This window comes from Rahnella sp. AN3-3W3 (genome assembly GCF_003263545.1).
Taxonomy (GTDB): domain Bacteria; phylum Pseudomonadota; class Gammaproteobacteria; order Enterobacterales; family Enterobacteriaceae; genus Rahnella; species Rahnella variigena.
On sequence record NZ_JYDG01000081.1, the window covers coordinates 1 to 22519 of the forward strand.

The 22519-nt window shown below is 53.1% G+C and carries 18 protein-coding genes and 1 pseudogene; 10 read left to right on the top strand and 9 right to left on the bottom strand.

What is annotated here, in order from left to right; all coding sequences use genetic code 11:
- Positions 1–146: 146 nt before the first annotated feature.
- Together argG and UC15_RS19705 are read right to left on the bottom strand one after the other, a co-directional pair.
- Positions 147–1508: an argininosuccinate synthase gene (argG, locus tag UC15_RS19700; RefSeq protein WP_112290320.1), complete on the bottom strand. Its 1362-nt coding sequence runs from the start codon at positions 1506–1508 to the stop codon at positions 147–149.
- 194 nt (positions 1509–1702) lie between these two features.
- Entirely contained in the window at positions 1703–2179 is a 477-nt protein-coding gene (locus tag UC15_RS19705; RefSeq protein ID WP_112290321.1) for an Lrp/AsnC family transcriptional regulator, read from the bottom strand.
- Positions 2180–2312: 133 nt separating this feature from the next.
- Here UC15_RS19705 and UC15_RS19710 point away from each other — a divergent pair, with 133 nt between their 5' ends.
- Positions 2313–2729, top strand: a complete 417-nt coding sequence (locus UC15_RS19710) for a DUF2000 domain-containing protein (protein WP_112290323.1) — start codon at positions 2313–2315, stop codon at positions 2727–2729.
- A 65-nt stretch (positions 2730–2794) separates the two neighbouring features.
- Here UC15_RS19710 and UC15_RS19715 read toward each other — a convergent pair whose 3' ends face one another.
- The 3 genes from UC15_RS19715 to UC15_RS19725 all read right to left on the bottom strand — a co-directional run bounded on the left by UC15_RS19715 (position 2795) and on the right by UC15_RS19725 (position 5521).
- Positions 2795–3979 (bottom strand): sugar transporter, encoded by a 1185-nt coding sequence (locus tag UC15_RS19715; protein ID WP_112290324.1) that lies wholly within the window; start codon positions 3977–3979, stop codon positions 2795–2797.
- Between the two features lie 172 nt (positions 3980–4151).
- Entirely contained in the window at positions 4152–4694 is a 543-nt protein-coding gene (locus UC15_RS19720) for a M15 family metallopeptidase (RefSeq protein ID WP_112290326.1), read from the bottom strand.
- Complete coding sequence (locus UC15_RS19725) at positions 4691–5521, bottom strand: gamma-glutamyl-gamma-aminobutyrate hydrolase family protein (protein ID WP_112290328.1); 831 nt, start codon at positions 5519–5521, stop codon at positions 4691–4693. The genes UC15_RS19720 and UC15_RS19725 overlap by 4 nt, the downstream gene beginning before the upstream one ends.
- Before the next feature lie 471 nt (positions 5522–5992).
- Here UC15_RS19725 and UC15_RS19730 point away from each other — a divergent pair, with 471 nt between their 5' ends.
- The 4 genes from UC15_RS19730 to UC15_RS19745 are packed head-to-tail and all read left to right on the top strand — an operon-like array spanning position 5993 to position 15103.
- Positions 5993–7336, top strand: a complete 1344-nt coding sequence (locus UC15_RS19730) for an MdtA/MuxA family multidrug efflux RND transporter periplasmic adaptor subunit (RefSeq protein ID WP_112290329.1) — start codon at positions 5993–5995, stop codon at positions 7334–7336.
- Positions 7333–10524 carry an efflux RND transporter permease subunit gene (locus UC15_RS19735; RefSeq protein ID WP_112290331.1) on the top strand — a complete coding sequence of 1064 codons (3192 nt, stop codon included), beginning with the start codon at positions 7333–7335 and terminating at the stop codon, positions 10522–10524. Before UC15_RS19730 ends, UC15_RS19735 begins: the two co-directional genes overlap by 4 nt.
- Positions 10525–13650 carry an efflux RND transporter permease subunit gene (locus UC15_RS19740; protein WP_112290334.1) on the top strand — a complete coding sequence of 1042 codons (3126 nt, stop codon included), beginning with the start codon at positions 10525–10527 and terminating at the stop codon, positions 13648–13650.
- Positions 13651–13696: 46 nt separating this feature from the next.
- Entirely contained in the window at positions 13697–15103 is a 1407-nt protein-coding gene (locus tag UC15_RS19745) for an efflux transporter outer membrane subunit (protein ID WP_181955603.1), read from the top strand.
- A 400-nt stretch (positions 15104–15503) separates the two neighbouring features.
- On the opposite strand, the gene UC15_RS19755 is transcribed toward UC15_RS19745, so the two are convergent.
- From UC15_RS19755 to UC15_RS19770, 4 genes are all read right to left on the bottom strand, one after another.
- Positions 15504–15983, bottom strand: coding sequence for a DUF2778 domain-containing protein (locus UC15_RS19755; protein ID WP_112290339.1), 480 nt, complete (start codon positions 15981–15983; stop codon positions 15504–15506).
- Positions 15980–16462, bottom strand: coding sequence for an Hcp family type VI secretion system effector (locus tag UC15_RS19760; protein WP_112290340.1), 483 nt, complete (start codon positions 16460–16462; stop codon positions 15980–15982). Before UC15_RS19760 ends, UC15_RS19755 begins: the two co-directional genes overlap by 4 nt.
- Positions 16463–16758: 296 nt before the next feature.
- The gene (locus UC15_RS19765) at positions 16759–17937 is read right to left on the bottom strand and encodes a cytochrome c (protein ID WP_198659742.1); all 1179 of its coding nucleotides are present in this window, start codon (positions 17935–17937) and stop codon (positions 16759–16761) included.
- Positions 17934–19844: an FAD/NAD(P)-binding protein gene (locus UC15_RS19770; RefSeq protein WP_112290342.1), complete on the bottom strand. Its 1911-nt coding sequence runs from the start codon at positions 19842–19844 to the stop codon at positions 17934–17936. Before UC15_RS19770 ends, UC15_RS19765 begins: the two co-directional genes overlap by 4 nt.
- 343 nt (positions 19845–20187) lie before the next feature.
- Between UC15_RS19770 and UC15_RS19775 the strand changes: the two genes are divergently transcribed.
- The 5 genes and pseudogenes from UC15_RS19775 to UC15_RS19795 all read left to right on the top strand — a co-directional run bounded on the left by UC15_RS19775 (position 20188) and on the right by UC15_RS19795 (position 22516).
- Positions 20188–20589 (top strand): hypothetical protein, encoded by a 402-nt coding sequence (locus tag UC15_RS19775; RefSeq protein ID WP_112290343.1) that lies wholly within the window; start codon positions 20188–20190, stop codon positions 20587–20589.
- A 255-nt stretch (positions 20590–20844) separates the two neighbouring features.
- Positions 20845–21213 carry an endonuclease domain-containing protein gene (locus UC15_RS19780; protein ID WP_112290345.1) on the top strand — a complete coding sequence of 123 codons (369 nt, stop codon included), beginning with the start codon at positions 20845–20847 and terminating at the stop codon, positions 21211–21213.
- Between the two features lie 352 nt (positions 21214–21565).
- Positions 21566–21821: pseudogene (locus UC15_RS19785) on the top strand (helix-turn-helix domain-containing protein).
- Positions 21822–21988: 167 nt separating this feature from the next.
- Positions 21989–22246, top strand: a complete 258-nt coding sequence (locus tag UC15_RS19790; RefSeq protein WP_112290346.1) for a type II toxin-antitoxin system RelB/DinJ family antitoxin — start codon at positions 21989–21991, stop codon at positions 22244–22246.
- Positions 22247–22249: 3 nt separating this feature from the next.
- Positions 22250–22516, top strand: a complete 267-nt coding sequence (locus UC15_RS19795) for a type II toxin-antitoxin system YafQ family toxin (protein WP_112290348.1) — start codon at positions 22250–22252, stop codon at positions 22514–22516.
- Positions 22517–22519 lie beyond the last annotated feature (3 nt).

The window sequence follows — 22519 nt, forward strand, 5'->3', positions numbered from 1 at the left end:
GGGTGGGGTATTAAGGTCAGATCGCAATGCGGAAACATCCACTGTTTTAGGGTTTGCTAAACCCCCTCCCAGCCTCCCCCTTCGCAGGGGGAGGAGCATACAAGGGACTTCTGCAACTTCTTGCAAATTGTTTAAACCAACAGCAATTACTTATTCTTCACCTGCAATCCGCGTGGCAGATTATTGTTATCCACCTGCGGTAAACCGGTAGAGGCGGAAGAAGTCAGCAAGCCTGTCTCAACGTAGTTTTGCAGTTTCTCGCGGGTATCGGTGATATCCAGGTTACGCATGGTCAGCTGACCAATACGGTCATCTGGTGAGAACACAGAATCGCCTTTTTCCATGGTCAGACGCTCTGGTTTGTAAGTCAGGTTCTCAGACACGGTATTCATGATGGTGTAGTCGTTGCCGCGACGCAGTTCCAGAGTGACTTCACCGGTGATTTCGCTGGCGACCCAACGCTGAGCGGAGTCACGCAGCATCAGTGCTTGTGGATCGAACCAACGGCCCTGATACAGCAGACGACCCAGAACACGGCCATTTGCGTGATATTGCTCGATGGTGTCTTCGTTATGAATACCGGTCAGCAGACGCTCGTAAGCGATGTGCAGCAGCGCCATTCCCGGGGCTTCGTAGATGCCACGGCTTTTGGCTTCGATAATACGGTTTTCAATCTGGTCGCTCATACCCAAACCATGACGACCACCGATGCGGTTGGCTTCCATCATCAGCTCAACGCTGTCGTCAAAGGTTACGCCGTTCAGTGCAACCGGATAACCGCGTTCAAAACGGACAACCACTTCTTCCGCTTTCACGACAACGTTCTCATCCCAGAACTTCACGCCCATAATCGGATTAACGATTTTGACGCCGGAATCGAGGAATTCCAGATCTTTGGCTTCGTGTGTCGCACCCAGCATGTTGGAGTCGGTTGAGTAGGCTTTCTCGGTCGACATTTTGTAATCGAAACCGGACTGAATCATGAATTCGGACATCTCATGACGGCCGCCGAGTTCATCGATAAAGTCGGTATCCAGCCACGGTTTATAAATCTTCAGTTCAGCATTGGTCAGCAGACCGTAACGATAGAAACGTTCGATATCGTTACCTTTGTACGTGCTGCCGTCGCCCCAGATATTCACGCCGTCTTCTTTCATTGCGGCAACCAGCATGGTGCCGGTTACGGCGCGACCCAGCGGGGTGGTGTTAAAGTACGTCACGCCTGCGGTGGTGTTATGGAATGCGCCACATTGAATGGCGGCAATGCCCTCAGCAACCAGTTGTTTACGGCAATCAATCAGGCGGGCTTTCTCTGCACCGTACTCCATCGCTTTACGCGGAATGGCATCGTAATCTTCTTCATCAGGCTGACCCAGGTTTGCCGTGTACGCATAAGGGATCGCGCCTTTTTTCTGCATCCACAGCAGCGCTGCACTGGTGTCCAGACCGCCGGAGAACGCGATACCGACACGCTGATTGATAGGAAGGTGCTTGAGAATAGTTGTCATCGATTAAATCCTGTATGAATTAGGTCTGTCTGCTAAAGGTTTCAATGCCTATATTGATAACGCAAAACCGGGTTCAGGTAAAAGGGATTTTGCATATTTATGTAAATTTTATCGCATAACTATCTACTTGTCATGTTGGTCAGGAAGTGTTTTATTCAACATCGTTCAGCATTTTGCCATACCCTCGAATGTCCTTAAATCCCCTCCAGCGGCAACACATTCAGCGGTTTCACTTCCCGCAGGACAAACGAGGTTTGCATCTCTTTAATCCCCGGTAAACGGCGCACGACTTCCATCGCGAAGCTGGAAAAACTGTCGAGATCTTTCCCCACCACCTGCAACAGAAAATCTGCGTCACCGGCAATTGCATAACAGGCAATCACCGAGGGCAGCGCGCCGACTTCCTGTTCGAAACTCTGGGCATCTTCCTCGCTGTGGCTGTCGATTTTCACCCGGATAAAAGCCAGCAATCCAAGACCAATCTTTTTCCGGTCAATGTTCGCCTGATAACCGGTGATCACACCGCTGTCTTCCAGGTGTTTCATGCGCCGCCAGCACGGCGAGGCAGCCATGCCCACTTTTTCCGCCAGCTCCTGATTGGTCATTCTGCCTGAACTCTGTAGTTGTTTAAGAATGCGAAAGTCTGCCGGCGAAATTTCAGATACAGACATAATCTGCCTTTTAAATGTGATTATGAGGAAGGGATAACCAGATTAGGGCATTTTACCGCGCAAAAAGAAAGCACCTTTCAGTGTCTCAACGCTATCCTTTTTTTCATCAATAATGATGAAAAGGGCGGACAAAATGGCAGACAACCTGCGGGTAGCAATTATCCTCAATCCTGATCTTCCACCGGGATTACTGGCGAACACGGCAGGCGTAATTGGCATCGGATTAGCAGCAAAATTCCCGATGCTGGCGGGCAGTTCACTGACGGATGCAAAGGGCGTCACGACCGATACTATCTCTAAAACTCCGCTGCCCATTCTGCAGGCAACGCCGGATCACATTAAGGCGCTGATGTTCAAAGCGCTGGACGCAGCAGGCGAGCGCAGCGTGGTGCCGTTCCCGGCATTTGCGCGCACGATGCATCAGTTTGAGCAGTATGAAATGACGTTTCCGCGGCGGGATTTATACGATGAAGTACTCGATGGCGTGGGCCTGGTCGGGCCGGAAAAATGGATTAAATCGCTGACGGGGAATCTGAAGTTATTGCGTTAATTCCATGAACATTCAGGCATAAAAAAACCGGCAGATGTGCCGGTTTTCCTTTTCAAGTCCCGATATCAGTTCGTTACTTTCAGCTGCGGATAGCGTTTGAAAATCGTCAGACACCAGACCAACGCGATGCAGCCGATCAGCCCGCCCGCATAGCCGACGTTACTCATTTCCAGATGCAGACTCACCTGATTGCCGATCAGCGCCCCCGCGCCTATACCAATGTTATAGATGCCGGAAAGCAGCGCCATTGAAACGTCCGTTGCATCGGTCGCCAGCGCCAGTACACGCACCTGCAGTGCCAGGCCGATAATCATCATTGCCAGCCCCCAGATCACACAAAGGACTGAAATAGCGACCGGATTCATCACCGCCACAAATAACAGCAACATGCTGAGGGTGACCAGCAAGATCGGGCCGCTGAGCATCGCCGCCGGGAAGCGGTTGCCAAGCACACTGAACGCAATGCTGCCGAGAATACCTGCGCCACCAAAAATCAGCAGCAGGAAGGTGGTGAAGTTTTCACCCATATTCGCGACGGTCTGGATAAACGGCTCGATGTAACTGTACGCCGTGTAGTGAGCAGTCACTATCAGTGCAGTAAGCAGATACATGCCGACCAGCGCCGGACGGCGGAATAACATCGGCACGCTTTTCAGTGAACCGGTATGTTCACTTGGCAGCGGCGGCAATAGTTTGATCAGGCAAATCAGCGTCAGCAGCGCAACGATGCCGATGCTCATAAAGGTGGTGCGCCAGCCGAGATATTGTCCGATCAGGCGTCCCAGCGGTAAGCCCAGCACCATCGCCAGCGCGGTACCGGTGGCTAACATACTGAGTGCCTGTGTTTTTTTACCGGCCGGTGCGACACGGATTGCCAGTGACGCGGTGATCGACCAGAAAATGGCGTGGGCGAGGGCGATACCGACACGCGAGGCCACCAGACTCCAGAAATCCCAGGCCACGACCGAAAGAATATGGCTGGCGATGAATATCACGAAGATGACGATCAGTAAGCGCTTTCGCTCAACATTGCGGGTCAGCAGCATCAGCGGCAGTGACATCAGCGCCACAACCCAGGCGTAGATGGTCAGCATCAGACCGACCTGAGCGGTCTTCATGTTGAAACTGGCGGCGATGTCGGAAAGTAATCCGACAGGCACGAATTCAGTGGTGTTGAAGATGAACGCGGCAATAGCCATCATCACAACGCGTAGCCATGCTGTCCTGCGCGAAACGGTATCTGATTGCATTGAAATTTAAGACTTATAAGAAGATGTTGGGATCAGGCATCTGTCTGGCAGACACCTGTTGAGGGCATAGTGTGTTTTATTTGTGCTAAAAATGAAACAGAAAATTGGCCTAACAGATAAATGTTTCGACGACAATTTTAGTTATGGAAACTGAGACGCAGGTCACTGTGTTTTATTGCGGATGCCAGCACCAGTGCCACGGCTCATAAATAAAGCCCCAGGGATTATTCAGCGGAAAGGACATCACGAAACCGAAGCGGGCGGCGTGAGTTTTCAGCCACCGAAAAGCGTCTGTTTCGCCAAAAACGCCGGTCACTTCGTCGCAGCCGGGGGTATTGATATCTATGGCGCGACCGGTGTGATGTTCGCTGCATCCGGGCGGTGCCAGCGAGGTGAAGAAAACTTCCGGTGGGATGCCTGCCTGCTGTTTGATGCGGATTAATCCGGCCTGATAATCCAGACTGCGAAAAGCAGAGACCAGATAAATGCCCACGCCGTCGGCGGCAGCCTGTTGTTTCATCTGATGCCAGGCGGCAGCCGCGGGGGAGATCAGCCGGTAAACTTTGCCGCTCTCCGCGTCGGTTTCCGTATCCTCGAGTAAGTACTCACTTACTTCTTCAAAGTAAGGCAGCGTACGGTGTGCGATAACCTGCGGGTCGATGCCCAGATCATGCAGTATCTGGGCGGTTCTGATTTTAAGCGCCGCCTGATTCACGCCTGCTCATTCCCCGGACGGGAAATCGCGTCGTTCATCGCTTCTGTCATGGCTTTACCCGCCGTACGCATTGACTGCTGATAGCGCGACGATGCTGCGACAAAGGCTTTCAGCAGTTGCGTATCCTGCTGATGTTGCTGATATTCAGGGTGCCATTGCACGCCCAGGCAGAAATCATACTCCTCGCACTCAATGCCTTCGATCACGCCGTCAGGCGCATAAGCATTCACAATGCAGCCGGGGCCTACCGATTTCACCGCCTGATGATGCGAGCTGTTGACCTCATAATGATCGCGATCGACGCAGCGGCTGAGCAGCGAACCTTCAACAATCTCTACAGGATGACGGGCGCGCTTTTTGCCGCTGGCGTTTTCTGTATCGACGGTCGTGCTGTGTTCAAGGGCATCGGGCAGTGCATCGGGAATGTGCTGATGGAGCGTGCCGCCGGTTAACACGGCAAGCAGCTGCTGACCGCCGCAAATCCCCAGCAGCGGCATATTGCGCTGCATGGCACCTTTGACGATGGCTTTTTCAAATTCAGTACGGGCCGGTTTCAGACGCACCTGATCGCTGGTCAGTTGCTCATTAAAGAGTTCAGGCGGAACATCAAACGCGCCGCCGGTCACGACAATACCGTCGCACATCGACAGATATTCATCCGCCAGTTCCGCGTGGTGCGGCAAAGCCAGCGGTACTGCGCCAAGCTCTGCCAGACTTTTCAGGTAGTTTTGACGCAGGGCATACCAGGGGAAATCGGCGTAGCCACCGGCTTCCTCACTGTCCAGCGTTACCCCAATCACCGGTCTGGATTGAAATTTTTTCTGCATTCGCCTGAATCCCTTCCAAGAAGATGAAAACCAATCAGAAAATTCACCTTATCAAGCCGTGGTCGGCGCAAACAATATAAATTATCAATACATCCAATTTTCGGGATTTACCTCTGGTTTTATAACCAGTTAAGGTGAGCTGGCAGGTTAAATTTCACGCTAAACCTGCGTTTTCCTGACAAAATTCCACGACTGGCTGACACTTCATAATGATTTTCTGTCTGTGTCTTCAATATTCATTCTCATTTAGTTCTTAACATTAAAGGGTCAGAAAGGATAAATTAGTGCGTATAATTCATCCTGCTGAACGAAATAAAAATTCTTAATTGCTAACGAAATCTTTACGTTGTCCTAAAAACAGCCGGTGAGCCTTTTAGGGATAATGTGTTTTTGACTGATATTGAAAATCTCTGGTTGAAGGTCATTTTTCAGCTGCTTTCTCCTCTTTAATACTGCGAAACCAAGAAATTTATGCTGCCGACTGCCTCGTCTCGTTCCAAAAAACGCACTCTCGTGTGGGTTATCATCGCCATTATCGTTGCTGCGATCCTGGTCTGGTTCTTTGCTTTCCATCAAAGTGCTTCCGACTCATCTGCCCAAAAAAAACCGGGCCGCGGCGGAATGCGTGCGATGCGCGGCCAGATGATGGCCGGAATGGCCACACCGGTACAGGCCGGAAAAGCCACGCAAGCCGATGTGCCGGTGTATCTGCGTGCGCTGGGTACCGTTGTTGCTAATGCGACAGTTACGGTCACCAGCCGGGTGGATGGTCAGCTGATGAAGGTGTATTTCACCGAGGGGCAGAAAGTCGAGCAGGGGCAGCTGCTGGCGCAGATTGATCCGCGCAGTTATCAGGCCACGCTGGAACAATATCAGGGTGATTTGGCGCAGAATCAGGCGCTGTCGAAAAGCGCTGAACTGACGCTGGCGCGTTACCGCAAACTGTATGCGCAAGATTCCCTGGCCCGTCAGGATCTGGAAAGCCAGATCGCGACCGCCGGTCAGTATGCCGGTGCCGTGAAAGCCGATCTGGCACAAATCGCTGCCGCCAAGCTGAATCTTGAGTTCGCAAAAATCACCGCACCGGTCAGTGGCCATGTCGGCCTGCGTCTGGTCGATCCGGGCAACATGGTTACCAGCAGTTCCACCATCGGAATTGTGACGATTACCCAGACTCAGCCGATTGCCGTTACCTTCAGCGTGCCGCAAAGCAATCTGCAAACCTTGCTCAAAGCGCTGCGTGGCGGCAATCAGTTGCCGACGACTGCCTTTGACCAGAGCGGCAGCGAAGTGCTCGGACAGGGCAAACTGCAATTTATCAGCAACGAAATTGATACCAGCACCGGCAGCATCAAGCTGAAAGCGCTGTTCGATAACGCCGATGAGAAACTCTATCCGAACCAGTTTGTGAATGCCCGCTTACAGGTCGCGACCCTGAAAGACGCCACGGTGATCCCGGCGGCAGCATTACAACTGAGCAGCGACGGCGACTTCGTGTATGTGGTGAAAGCCGACAGCACCATTGAGCGCCGCAGCGTGAAATCCGGGCCAGACTTTGGTGACGATCAGGTGGCGATTTTGTCCGGTGTGAAGCCGAGCGAGCAGGTGGTGACTACCGGTATTGACCGCCTGAACAACGGCACCAAAGTCGAGATTGTCACGCCGAATTCCGGTGAAGCTGCAACAGCGGACGGCTCGTCTAAAGCCCGCGAGCAAAGTGGCGGTGTGGATAAAGCCACCACCGGTGCCGACAAAACTGTCGCCGCGCCCGATGCAACTCCAAATACAGCCGGTAAAGACAGCGGGTCTAAATGAATCCTTCACGCCTCTTTATACTCCGGCCGGTCGCGACCATTCTGCTGATGGTCGCCGTGCTGTTGTCGGGGATTTTCGCCTACAACATGCTGTCGACCTCGGCGCTGCCGCAGGTCGATTATCCGACCATTCAGGTGACCACGCTGTATCCGGGCGCCAGTCCGGATGTGATGGCATCAGGGATCACCGCCCCGCTTGAGCGTCAGCTCGGTCAGATGGCCGGTCTGAGCCAGATGTATTCCACCAGCGCCAGCGGTTCCTCCATTATCACGCTGAAATTCTCGCTGGATTTGTCCCTCGACGTGGCCGAGCAGGAAGTCCAGGCGGCGATTAACGCGGCGGACAGCCTGCTGCCCAGCGATTTACCGAATCCGCCGACCTACAAAAAAGTGAACCCGGCAGATGCCGCGGTGCTGACCCTGGCGGCGACGTCCGAATCCTTGCCACTGACCAAAGTGCAGGATCTGGTGAATACCCGCGTGGCGCTGAAACTGTCGCAGATTTCCGGCGTCGGTATGGTCACGCTGGCGGGCGGTCATCAGCCTGCGGTTCGTGTGCAGGTCGATCCGCGTAAACTGGCGGCGCATAACCTCAGTCTGGAAACCATCAATACGCTGATCGGCAACAGTAACGTTAACGGCTCGAAAGGGGGCTTCGACGGCCCGCATCATTCGATCACCATCGATGCCAACGACCAGCTGCGCACCGCCGCCGAATACGGCAATCTGATCGTCAATTACGAAAACGGGGCAGCGCTGCGTCTGCGCGATGTCGCGACGCTTTCCGAAGCGCCGGAAAATCAGTACTTGTCTGCCTGGGCGAACAAGCAACCGGCCATTATTATCAGCGTGCAGCGCCAACCGGGTGCCAACGTGATTCAGGTGGTGGACGCCATCAAAGCGCAACTGCCGAAATTGCAGGAAGCGCTGCCGGAATCGGTCAAAATCAGCGTGATATCCGACCGTACGCAAACCATTCGTGCCTCGATCAGCGACGTGCAGTTCGAACTGTTGCTGTCTGTCGCGCTGGTGGTGATGGTCACCTTCCTGTTCCTGCGCAATGTCGCTGCGACACTGATCCCGAGCGTTGCGGTGCCGCTCTCGCTGGTCGGCACTTTTGGCGTGATGTACCTGTGCGGTTTCAGTCTTAACAACCTCTCGCTGATGGCGCTGACTATCGCCACCGGTTTTGTTATCGATGACGCCATCGTGGTGGTCGAGAATATTTCGCGAAGGCTGGAGGAAGGCGAGACGCCGATGCAGGCCGCGCTGAAAGGCTCGCAGCAAATCGGTTTCACCATTATTTCCCTGACGTTCTCGCTGATTGCGGTGCTGATCCCGCTGCTGTTCATGGGCGATGTGGTCGGACGCTTGTTCCGCGAATTCGCCATCACGCTGGCGGTGTCAATACTGGTGTCGATGGTGGTGTCGCTGACGCTTACACCGATGTTGTGCGCCTATTTACTGCGCCACACGCCGGAAGAAAAACAGAGCAAGTTTTACCGTAAAGGCGGCGAGTTCTTCGACAAAATGATCGCCGGTTACGACCGCATGCTGATCGTGGTGCTCAATCACCAGAAGCTCACTCTGCTGGTCGCCGCCGCCACTCTGGTATTTACCGCGTTGCTGTATGTGATTGTGCCAAAAGGCTTCTTCCCGTCGCAGGATACCGGGATGATCCAGGGGATCACCCAGGCCTCACAGGACGTATCCTTCAGCGAAATGGGACGCCGTCAGCAGTTACTGACCGCCGCAATTCTCAAGGATCCGGATGTGGAAAGTGTGTCGTCCACCATTGGCGTGGACGGCAATAACACCAGCCTGAACAGCGGGCGTTTGCAGATCAGCCTCAAATCTTTCGATGAGCGCAGCGAACGTGCGCCGGCAATCATTGCGCGTCTGCAACAGGAGACGGCAAATGTGCCGGGCATCGAACTGTACATGCAGGCTTCGCAGGATCTGACCGTTGACGATCAGGTCACGCCAAGCCAGTACCAGTTCACGCTGGATGACTCCGACAGTGAAAATCTGGTGGAATGGACGCCAAAGCTGATTGAAAAACTCAGCACACAGCCGGAGTTCAGCGAAGTGGTCAGCAACCTGCAAAATCAGGGGCAGATTGCGTATGTAGAACTGGACCGCGATGCCGCCGCCCGTTACGGCATTACCGCTTCGGATGTCGATACCGCGTTGTACAACGCGTTCGGTCAGCGACTGGTTTCCACCATATTTACCCAGGCGAACCAGTACCGCGTGGTGCTGGAAGTCGCCCCGGAGTTCCAGCAGTCACCGGCGTCGTTTGATGATGTGTATCTGGCGACCAACAACAGTTCTTCGACCAGCGGCACGGTAGCGACAACGACGACAACCACGACCACGACGTCGGACAGCGGCAACCCGACCACCAATTCCGGTGCGACTAACGGCATGGTGAAACTGACGTCAATTGCCAAAATCCATATGCGTACCGGCGCACTGTTGCAAGCGCGCCTCAACCAGTTCCCGGCGGTCACCGTCTCCTTTAACCTCAAAGACGGCTATTCGCTGGAACAGGCGCAGCAGGCGATCAAAACCACCGTGGCCGATATCGCCATGCCGGACAGCATCACTTTGCGTTATCAGGGTGCGGCGGCGTCGTTTGAAAGTGCCACCGGCAACACGCTGTGGCTGATCCTCGCCGCGCTGCTGACCATGTATGTGGTGCTGGGCATTCTGTACGAAAGTTTTATCCATCCGGTGACCATTCTGTCCACGCTGCCGTCGGCGGCGGTGGGCGCGTTGCTGTCGCTGATCTTTGCCGGTACGGAATTCAGCCTGATCGCATTGATCGGGGTGATCCTGCTGATCGGGATCGTGAAAAAGAACGCCATTATGATGATCGACTTTGCGCTGGATGCGGAAAACAAACAGGGGCTGTCGCCGCGTGAGGCGATCCACCAGGCCTGTTTACTGCGCTTTCGTCCGATCATGATGACCACCATGGCGGCACTGCTTGGCGCGCTGCCGCTGATGCTGGCGAGCGGATCCGGCGCGGAACTGCGTCAGCCGCTGGGGCTGGTGATCGTCGGCGGTCTGATCTTCAGTCAGGTTCTGACACTGTTCTCCACGCCGGTGATTTACCTGATGTTTGACCGGCTTTCTCACCGACTGAATCCGCGTCATCGCCGCGCAGCGAAGCAGGCGGAATAAATGAATATTTCGCGTTTCTTCATCTTCCGTCCGGTCGCCACCATGCTGCTGACGCTGGCGATACTCCTGCTCGGTTTGCTGGGATATCGCCTGCTGCCGGTTGCGCCGCTGCCACAGGTGGATTTCCCGACCATTCTGGTCAGCGCCAGTCTGCCCGGTGCCAGTCCTGAAACCATGGCGGCAACGGTAGCGACGCCGCTGGAAAGGGCGCTCGGGCAAATCGCCGGGGTGACGGAAATGACCTCGCGCAGCTCGCAAAGTTCGACCAGCGTCATTTTGCAATTCGATCTGGATCGCGACATCAACGGCGCGGCGCGCGACGTACAGGCGGCGATCAACGCCTCCCGCGCCTTGCTGCCGAGCAGCATGCCGTCGCTGCCGACCTATCGTAAAGCCAACCCGTCGGATGCGCCGATTATCATGCTGGCACTGACGTCGGCTACGCGCAGTAAAGGCGAGCTGTACGATATTGCCTCGAGCCAGTTGCAACAGAAAATCGCGCAGGTGAACGGCGTCGGCCAGGTTTCGCTGGTCGGTTCCGCGCTGCCGGGCGTGCGCATTGATTTGCGTCCGGAAGCGATCACCTCTTACGGAATTTCCCTCGACACCATTCGCACAGCCATTGCCGACAGCACCAGCAACCTGCCAAAAGGGCTGCTGCAAGGCTCGGATCAGTCGTGGATGATTGAAGGTAACGGCCAGCAAAGCACCGCCGCGCAGTACAAAACGCTGATCGTCACCTACATCAACGGCTCGGCAATCCGCCTGAGCGATATCGCCAATGTGTATGATTCTGTTGAAGATAAATACAACGTAGGTTATTACAACAGCACACCGTCGGTCATGATTGGCGTGACGCGTCAGGCTGGCGCGAACATGCTGGAAACCATCGAAGCGATCAAGGCCGCGCTGCCGCTGATGAAAGAAAGTCTGCCGGGCGACGTGCAGCTTAATCTGGCGCTGGATCGCTCGCCGAACGTTTCTGCTTCACTGCGCGATACCGAAATGACCTTGCTGGAAGCCACGCTTCTGGTGATCGCCGTGGTGTTTGTATTCCTGCGTAACTGGAATGCTGTGCTGATCCCGGCGGTGGCGCTGCCGGTTTCGCTGATCGGCACCTGTGCGGTGATGTATCTGCTTGGCTACAGCCTGGATAACCTCTCTCTGATGGCGCTGATTATCTCCACCGGTTTCGTGGTCGATGACGCCATTGTGGTGCTGGAAAACATCACGCGGCACATCGAGGAAGGGCTGGGGCCGGTGCGGGCGGCGCTGAAAGGCGCGCAGGAAGTCAGTTTCACCGTGCTGTCGATGACGCTTTCACTGATTGCCGTTTTCATCCCGATCTTGCTAATGGGCAGTATCGTCGGGCGTCTGTTCCGCGAGTTTGCGGTGACGCTGAGTGTCTCGCTGATCATCTCCATGCTGGTGTCGCTGAGCCTGACGCCGATGCTGTGTGCGCGTTTCCTCAAACGTAAACCGCCGGTGGAAAAACGTCAGCCGCGCATTTACCGCATGATCGAACGCGGGCTGAACAAATTGCTGGCGGCGTATTCTGCGGCGCTCGGCTGGGTAATGCGGCATCAGCTGATCACGCTGGTCGGCCTGTTCCTGACGATCCTGCTGAATTTCTATCTGTATACCGTGGTGGAAAAAGGCTTCTTCCCGGATCAGGACACCGGGATGCTGATGGGCATGTTACGTGCGGATCAGAACACCTCGTTCCAGTCGATCCAGCCGCAGGTGCTGAAATACAGCAAGATCATTCAGGACGATCCGGCGGTAGAAGCGGTAATGAGTTCAGCGGGCAGCGGCGGTTTTGGTTCACGTAATACCGCGACCTTCTTTGTACGTCTGAAAGATTTTGATAAACGCACCGCGACGGCCAATCAGGTCGCCAACCGCCTGATGATGGCGACTGGCAAAGAACCGGGCGCGCAGTTGTTCCTGATGGCGGCGCAGGATCTGCATATCGGTGGACGCAGTGCCAACGCCCAATATCAGTACAGCCTGCAATCTGACGATCTTTCCGTGCTGCGTGAATGGGCGCCGAAGGTGCAGAAAGCGCTGGCGAAACTGCCGCAACTGACCGGTGTGGATTCCGATGCGCAGACCGGCGGGCAGGAGATCATGCTCAATATCGACCGGGATCGCGCTACGCAACTCGGCGTGAACGTGAAGATGATCGACACGCTGCTCAATAACTCCTTCAGCCAGCGGCAGATCGCTACGATCTACAAAACGCTGAACCAGTATCACGTGGTGATGAACCTGACGTCTGACTACACCAGTAATCCGGATGTCCTGCATCAGCTGTATGTCGTCACCGATTCCGGTAATCAGGTGCCGCTGTCGGCGTTTGCTACCTTTAGCGGAGCCAATGCACCGCTGTCGGTTTCTCATCAGGGGCAGACGGCGACCACTACTATTGCGTTCAACCTCGCCGACGGCTATGCGCTGGAAGATGCGCAGGCTGCGCTGAAAACGACGATGGCGCAGATTGGTCTGCCGGATACCGTTCACGGCAGTTATGCCGGTACCGCGCAGGCGTTTGAAGCGCTGGCCAGTTCCATGCCGTGGCTGATCCTGGCGGCGCTGGCGGCGGTATATATCGTGCTGGGCGTACTGTATGAAAGTTATATTCACCCGCTGACCATTCTTTCCACGCTGCCGTCTGCCGGGCTGGGGGCGCTATTGCTGATGCTGGTAACGGGGACGCAACTGACGGTGATCGCACTGATCGGGATCCTGCTGCTGATCGGTATCGTGAAAAAGAACGCGATCATGATGATCGACTTCGCGCTCGACGCTGAACGGCGGCTTGGTCTGATGCCGCAACAGGCGATCACTCAGGCCTGTCTGATGCGATTCCGTCCGATCCTGATGACCACGCTGGCCGCCTTCTTCGGCGCATTGCCGCTGGCGCTGGGCAGCGGCGGTGACGCGGATCTGCGCAGTCCGCTGGGGCTGGCGATCGCCGGTGGTCTGGCGCTGAGTCAGGTTCTGACGTTATTCACCACGCCGGTCGTTTACCTGTATATGGATCGCACCAGCCGCGCGACGCATCGTCTGTGGCACCGCCTGCGTCCTCACACGACGCCGCCGGAGGCCCGTACCCATGACTGATCATGAAACTAAGCACACTGAAACTTATCACCCTGAAGCGAATCTGATGACTCTGCAAAAAACACGTTCTATGGTGTTCCGGCTTGCTCCGCTGGCGCTGGCACTTCTGGTCAGCGCCTGTGCCGTCGGCCCTGATTACAAACGGCCTGACGTTGCCATGCCCACGGCATTTAAAGAAGCCAAAGGCTGGACGGCGGCGATCCCGAAAGATAATCAGGCCAAAGGCGACTGGTGGGCGGTGTATCAGGATCCTGAGCTGTCATCATTGCTGACACAGGTGCAGATTTCCAACCAGAACGTGGCGCAGTATGCCGCGCAATACCGTCAGGCACAGGCGCTGGTGACACAGGCACGTTCCGATTTGTATCCGTCAGTAGATGCTACCGTCGGCAGCACGCGCAGTGGCACATCCACCTCAACCACTAACAGCCAGTCCGCACAACTGAGTGCCAGCTGGGAACTGGATTTATGGGGTAAGTTGCGCCGTACGGCAGAAGAGCAGGACGCCAGTGCGCAGGCCAGCAAGGCCGATCTGGCTGATGCAACGCTCAGCGCACAGTCCGAGCTGGCGCAGGATTATTTCCAGCTGCGGGTGATGGATCAGCAAATCGCGCTGTATAAACAAAGTATCGATTCTTATCAGCGTTACCTGACGGTGATCCAGAATCAGTATGAAGGTGGCAACACCTCACGCGCCACACTGGCACAGGCGCAGACGCAGCTTGAAAGCACCAAAGCCTCGGCACTGGATCTGCAATGGCAGCGCGCCCAGCTTGAGCACGCTATCGCGGTACTGATCGGCAAACCACCGGCGCAGTTCAGCCTTGCGGCACGCGACGTCAAACTCAACCTGCCTGCGATGCCGGACGCCATTCCATCCCAGTTGTTGCAGCGTCGTCCTGATATCGCTGCCGCCGAACGCACCATGGCGTCTTCCAATGCCGCCGTCGGTGTGGCGACTGCCGCGTATTATCCCGATCTGACCCTGAGCGCCAGCGGCGGGTTCGCCAGCTCGGCATTCCATAACCTGTTCTCGCTGCCAAACCGCGTCTGGTCTTTAGGCCCGGAACTCAGCCAGACAGTACTGGATTTCGGTTCTACCCGCGGCAAAGTAGCGCAAGCCGAAGCCGCGTATGACGCCGATGTCGCCAGTTATCGCCAGAGCGTGTTAACCGCGATGCAGGAAGTGGAAGATTATCTGGTCGAACTGCACACGCTCGACAGCGAGCTGGTCGCCCGTCAGAACGCCGCCGATTCCGCCAAAGAATCCGCCCGCGTGACTTACAACCAGTATCAGGCCGGGATGATCGACTATCTCGACGTCGCGACTACCGAAAACACCAGCCTGACCCAACAGCAAAGTGTCCTGTCACTGCTCAGCACCCAGATGGTCACCAGCGTCAAGCTGATCGCTGCCCTGGGCGGCGGATGGAACGGGGATGTGGGTAAATAGAAGAGTTTGAATTATCTCTGCACTAAGGACATGTAAAACGGTCTTTGGTGTAGAGAACATCATTTATTTCAGTGCGAATGCTGCCATTCATCGTAAGTGGCCTCAATCACTTTAGACATAGCAATAAAATTGACGGGGAGCAATGTCACCGGGCTGCCTGTTTGCGATATGCGAAAAACTTTGCGATTACAAAAATTAAAAAAATATCTACAAGGGCTGAGCCTCCAAACAAAATGCTCATATAAATATTATCCCAGATGTTTTCCTGAATAAACTCTGTATGCGCTGAAATTTTCGAATAGAACCATTGTTCAGAACATAAAGCGAAAAGTGTCGTAAACGTCATTGTAAACAAGAAAACACTTCCGAGCCAAATAAGCACACATTTCAAAGGGGACATTTAATATACCTGTACAGTTCCGAAAGCATTTAACGTTGAGCTGATTTTTATTTGTGGTGTATTTAATAATGCCTCACGCAGAATTGTAAAATGATCCTTTGAAGGCAACGTTATGCACCCGTGGCTTACCCCTTTGTAACCCGCCGGGTGTAGTCTGAAATTACCTCTTTTAACCTGATCGATAAAAGTTAAATCATCTATGCTGTTATCGTTTCTATAAAGTGCAAACCACACTGACCTGTCGGACCCACTCACGACTGATCCAAAAAAATCAGAAACATGAGTGCCTATCCCACCAGTCCCTCGGGTCACTATATAATATTGTCCGGGTGGCAAAGGGCCGATATCTTTCACATCTGCTGAGTCAGGGTTGTTGCGATGTGGACCTACCTCACCAGAATAGGCGGGAAAGAAGCCGTAGCCAGGGCAACTGAGAGTGGATAAGCCTGAACCGTTCAAACGAAATGTGCATCTGATCATCTGTCATTCCACGCATCGGAAAAAATGATATTCCCATCACTATATTTCCAGGTGATCCGCTCGTATCTCAGAGATATAGATTCGAGGTGGTTGTGCTTTTCTGTTGCTGGATTTTTGCAGTCATGCATCAAAGGGCAGATCGCAACAACTTTCACATTTTCCAGCAGCATATTGAAATACTCAACTTCCTGACCAGCATCATTGATGCGATACCACCGGATTTCAGCAGATTTTAACGTTTGTCCTTTTGCTACAGCTTGGTATAAATATGGACTGGAGGAATCAAACTCTTTTTCAAACGTCATTGCTGAGTGCACTCGGGTACCTGTTATTTTTCCCGTATTATTATCAGTAGGCAAAAATAGACCATGCCCGAAACCCAAAATCTCAATGCTACTTTCACGCCCATTCACATCAACGGATCCTTTGATATGCGCACCGCCATCATCTTTAAGCCATAAATAAGCAGGAATCGCCATCTTTAAATCTCCCTATTGAAAGTAATAAATAAACTACTCCGCAGGAGGATAACTGCAAGGGTATTTTTGCATTTCAATAAGGTTTTTTATAATGATAACAATTAAGTATAAATTATTATTTTAGATTGATGCTGGTAATTATTGGTTGAAGTTATTTAAATGAATATAAGGAAGTTCAACTGGAGTTTTTATTAAAGTTGATGGTGCATCAAATATCTGTAAAACCCCCTCCCAACTCCCCCTTCGCAGGGGGAGGAGCTCATCGAGCCAGGTTTTACCTGCGGTGAAACAAGCCCTTATTTCCCTGCTTTCCTCGCTTTCGCCACATCTCCCGGCGTGACGGTTGCTGCCTGATTTCCCCAGCTGGCGCGCAGGGTATTGGTGAGGTCTGCGGCCTGTTGATCAGTCAGCGTCCAGCCGTAGCCCGGCATGGTATTGGACATGTGTTCTGCCGTCACCGGCGTCTGAGCGCCGTAGAGGATCACGCGCAGCAACGTCTGCGGGTTCTCTGCATTGACGGTCAGATTACCCGCCAGCGCCGGAATGGCAAACGCTTTTCCGTCGCCTTTCACACCGTGACAGGTCGAACAGTAACGCATAAACGTCTGCTGTCCGGCTTCAGTCGCGACGGCCTTTTTGGCTGGTGCCGGTTGCGCCTCCGCTTTCAGACTGAGCAGATACACCGCCATGCTGTTGAGATCGTCATCGGTCATAAACTGCGTGCTGTTAGTGATCACTTCTCCCATCGGGCCGCTGACGGCGTCATGAGTATTGCGACCGGATTTCAGCAGCGCCACCAGTTCCGGCTGACTGATTTTCAGCCCGCGCAGGGAAGGTGCTGACCAGCCGTCCAGCTCGCCGCCGCTGAGAAACGCCATGTCCTTTTCATCGAGGGCTTTCTCCTGTTGCGCCCAGCCACGCGGGGTGTGACAGGCTCCGCAGTGTCCGGCACCCTGCACCAGATAAGCGCCACGATTCCATTGCGCACTCTGATCCGCCTGAGGCCTGTACTCGCTGTCTTCAAGGAAAATGCTGTTCCAAACCCGCAGCGGCCAGCGCACCGACATCGGCCAGCTGATGTCATTTTCACGGTTGGCGACGGGCTGCGGTTTGACCTCTTTCATCAGATAGTCATACAACGCGCGCATGTCCTTCCCGCTCATTTTTACGTAAGAGGTGTAGGGCATCGCCGGATAGAGCGCATGGCCGTCTTTAGCGATCCCTTCGCGCATCGCCTTATCGAACTCTTCGAAACTGTAGCCGCCAATTCCGTGCTGAATATCCGGCGTGATATTGGTGGAATAAATCTCGCCGACTGGTGTGGCAAAGCGCACACCACCGGATAAATCTGCACCCTGAGGCGACGTATGGCAGGCGGCGCAGTCGGCAGATTTCGCCACATACTCACCTTCGGACATCGCCATGGCAGAGCCTGCCGTTGCCATCAGCGTGGCAAAAATCATCAGCTTTTTCATGCGCTCACCTTTTTCATTGCCGTCAATTCATTCACTGCCCGCCAGGCCTGATCAACTGCTGAGTTAGCGTACGGGCTCCAGTCAGAATCTGAATTGGCGATAGTGATCCGCCCGACAGGCGTGCGCGCCAGATGAATGGTTTTCTGCGCGTCGTCTTCGTCGTCGAACATCCCGCTGAGGAAGTAGGAATAGCCGTGCGACCAGCGGTTAACGGTGATCGCCATGATGTCGCGCTGATGGTCAAAACCGGCCTCACCGAACATGCCCTGCAACTGATCGCGGATCATTTTTTCATGGGCATCAAACGAGGTGCCGAGCAGTAACGCACGGCCTTTACGTGACTGCTCGCGCGGGCTGAGGCCGCTGCCCGGCAGCGTCGGCACATACACCATATGCAGGCCAATCGGCTGGTTCGGGTCACGCGGATGCTGATAACCACCCATATCCACCGGATAATCCAGTTTCACGCGGCTGTAAGGCGCGGCCGGAGAGTAAATTTCATGGACGCCAAGTTTGATAAACGGCTGCCAGTTGCGGATCACCACTTTCGAATAGACTAACGGCGCTTTGACGTTTTCTTTCAGCGCGGCTTTCTGCGCTTCAGGAATTTCCGGCACCAGATACGGGATCATCATATTGTATCCGGCCATCACCGCCTGACCGGCGCGGACGCGGTGCAGCGTGCTGCCGGTCATATAGGTCACTTCTACTGCCGGTTTGCCTTCGTGTTCTACGTTGGCGACATGCATCCCGGTGCTGTTGAGGCGAAGCCGCACCGGCTGCCTGGCCTTATCGAGCTGGCTGTAATCGAATTTCGCCAGCACGATATCTTCCATCGTATTTCCCGGTGCGACCTGCGGGATCAGATGGCGCACCATCAGCCGGGCTAAACCGGCGTTGCCATCGGGGAAGTGGAAAATATACGGCTCGTCTAGATCGGCCAGAGATTCGGCGTCCAGCGGCGGCAAGCCCATACCTTCCAGACCCGGAAGGGCGCAAATGCGGGCGTCGCTGCAAGAAGTCGCATCGATTCCAACCGCCTGAAAATCATTGGTACGCTGCTGGAAATAGCGGATAGCAATCTCGCTCAGCCCGACTTTTTCGCGCAGGAACTGGGTATAACTGTGCCCGTCGACCCAGGCGACTTTTTCTTCCTGACTCATGCCGTGCAGATAATCTTTCGATTCAGTGTGCAGGGCGATCAGCGCCTGACGGTCAGATTCAGGCAGCGGGAAGTCACTGATGAAGTCTTTGATATCGCGGCCATTGAGGCGATCCGGTGGAATATCATCAGCCACCGCACGTCCCGGATCGCCGCTGACAATTTTATCGACGCCGAAGTTTTTACGGTCGAAATACACCCCGCGGCTGAGATGCAGATCAGGGTAAAACGTCTGATCGAAGTCTTTCGCCATCTTCTCGATATCGACGTTGAGGGTTTTCAGCAATCCCATCGCGACCGGACTGAAATTGGTGCGTGGCGACTGAAAGGACTCGCTGCCGCCGTAGCCCAGCAGCATTTTATCCTCGACGTGAAATTCATTACGTTTGGCATGTCCGCCGAAATCATCATGGTTATCGATCAACAAAATACGCTGGTCTTTACCGTGCTGTTCCTGCCAGAAACACGCCGCCGCAAGCCCGCTGATCCCGGCTCCGACCACCACCAGATCAAACTCATCTTCCACCGGCAAACCGGAAGATTCGACCTTTTTGCCTTCACGCCCCAGGATATGCGCCGCTTCATAAGAACCCTGATGATTACCGCGCAAACCGGTAAGGGAAGGCGGATAATACAACGACTGCGTGGCTGTTTGCGGCGAAGCCCGCAGCGCCTCAAACGGAGTCATTCCGGCAGTGACCGTAATAGCCACGCCGTTTAGAAAATCACGACGAGTGATGCCCATATTGTTTCCTTAAAATTTACATCATCAACCCGCGCGGAAGCCGCACGGCAAAAGCGTTTTGCTCAAAAAATGTCTAAGTATTTTAACAAATTTAACATAAAGAAACACTTAGCGAGCGTGACGGCGGGCGCAAATGAGGAAACAAGGGGAGTTCACCAGTAACAAACTTCTGAAAATTCCATTTTTAAAGGTTCTCTAATGGTTTGTGAAAACATACGGGCATAACGTATTGCCTCACTTTTTAAAAAGGAATTTATCAGAATGGCAATCCCGGCATATTTGTGGCTTAAAGACGATGGTGAGGACTCAAAGGATCAATTCTGGATAAAGCGTGGTATAGATTTTGCAAAAAGAACGGGTTTTTAAGAAACGCTATGTTTTCATCCCTGCGCTTTTTATAGTTTTGATGATCGCATGGGTCATTCACTTTCTTACATTTCCAGTGGGGCATGATTTGTATAAGACGGTTAAAGTGAATAACCTGGTCACCTTGTATGTAACCCAAGCCAGCGCCGGAGCAATGACGTCATTTTCGTACCACTATTATTTGTATGATGCGACGAAAAGTGAGGCTGATTTTATGGCTCATATTGATGACCAAAGAGCGTTCATGGTCACCTCTGACAGCAAGGCAACGGCCACAGCCAACAATGATCATCTATATCTTCGCGTTCGGGGTGATATATTCTCATTCAATAATGGAAGCTATAAAATTATTGTGCATCTGGACGCCGCGCCTTATTAAAATAAAACTCAGTGGGGCTTTGCCCCACTTCAGTTTTTCTCTAAAAAAACATTTTAATTTTTTAACTAATTTAACATAAATAATTAGCAAATGTGACGGTGGACGAAAATGAGGGAATATTAAAAAGATTGGAATAAAGGCCGCAGCAATGGTGTGAGAAAAATATTATCACCGCATTTGCAGATACTCTCAGTAAGGCTCCTCCCCTGCGAAGCGGGAGGTTGGGTGGGGGTATTAAAGACAACTCGGTATGACATGTTCAACGATTCAAAACAGAAAGAATTACGCAAGGATCTGCGGGGAAATCTTACTTATCCAGAGTTTGTTTTATGGCAGGCGATCCGGTGTAAAGCGCTGGGTGTTAAATTTCGCCGTCAGCATGGGATCGGGCGCTATATCGTCGATTTTTACGCCGGAGAGGTGAGGCTGGTGGTTGAGCTGGATGGTGAAAGTCATTTCAGTGAGAAAGGGATGGCAGCGGATAAAACCAGAACGGACTTTCTGTGTGATTCAGGAATGAAAGTTATCCGTTTTACGAACATTCAGGTTATGCAGGAATTACCTGAAGTTATTGAGCATTTGATAAGTGAAATTACACGTCGGAAGACAATATTAACCTTCTGATTTTATTTGTAATACCCCCTCCCAGCCTCCCCCTTCGCAGGGGGAGGAGTTAAAAGCCCGAGCGGCTTCCTCCTCTGTTGCTGGGGTTGGAGTAGAAACTCGGTCGGCTCCCTCCCCTGCGAAGGGGAGGGCTGGGGTGGGGTATTAATGGTTACTCGGTGAAAAAATTCCCACCAAAATAATTTTTATCAGTATTTAGCTCAGTTAACTCATCAATATTACATTTCATCTTACCTATCAATGACCTGATCACTATTCCTCCGGTTTTATCCCGTTTTGGGATAATTTTTCTCCCGGTTTACTCTTCCTGTGTAGACGCTTTGTTTACTCATAACTCAGGAAAGGATCCTCCATGAACAACACACAGAATCATACCGACTGGCATCAGGCAGACATCATTGCGGCATTGCGTAAACGGGGCACAACGCTGGCGTGCGGGATTGAGTTCTTCGACGCTATCGAATGCGCTGTCACGATCATGGCCGAAAGGGGAGAAGGTGATTGCGCAGGCGCTGAATGTGCATCCGAGCGTGATCTGGCCGAGCCGTTATTTTGATGCGCGGGGAGAGTTGGTGGTGAAAGTCATTCGGAATTCAGCTAAATCCTGAGTGACAATGAGCTTTTTTGGAAGCTTTGCCGCAGCGATGAAAGTACAAAGTTGCTGATAAAACAGTATTCGATATTCTGCACACTGCTCTGTAAGTGAATACATTTTGTTCAGTGACTACATGAGGGCTACAATGTAGCTACACGACAAAATTGATCCGGAGGTTTTATGACTGACACTGTTGTCAGAGCTCGAGTAACTTCAGCGTCAAAGGCTGCTGCAATGGCAAACGCAAAGGCAATGGGGTTGGATCTATCGACAATCATTCGAATGGTTGTAAATAGGTTGGCTGTGAATGCTGAGCTACCCGTCGAATTGTTGCAGCCTAATGCCAAAACACTTCAGGCCATTCGTGATATGGAAAATGGAATTGGTGTTGAAAGAGTCGCAACGATTGAGGAGTTGAAGCACGATCTGGGATGGTGATATGTGCTAAGGATTGTTTATCAGACAAGATTTAAAAAGGATGCGAAAAAATACACCAACGACAAACGAGCGCAAGGAGCTATTCTGGAGACATTATCCTTGTTGCAGGCGGGTGAACCTTTACCTATTCGATATTGTGAACACCGGCTTTCAGGTGATTATGCGGGATATATGGAATGCCATGGTGCGCCAGATCTTTTACTCATTTATCAGAGAAATGACGAAGAATTGAAATTGTACCGGGTAGGGAGTCATTCTGAATTATTCTGATAT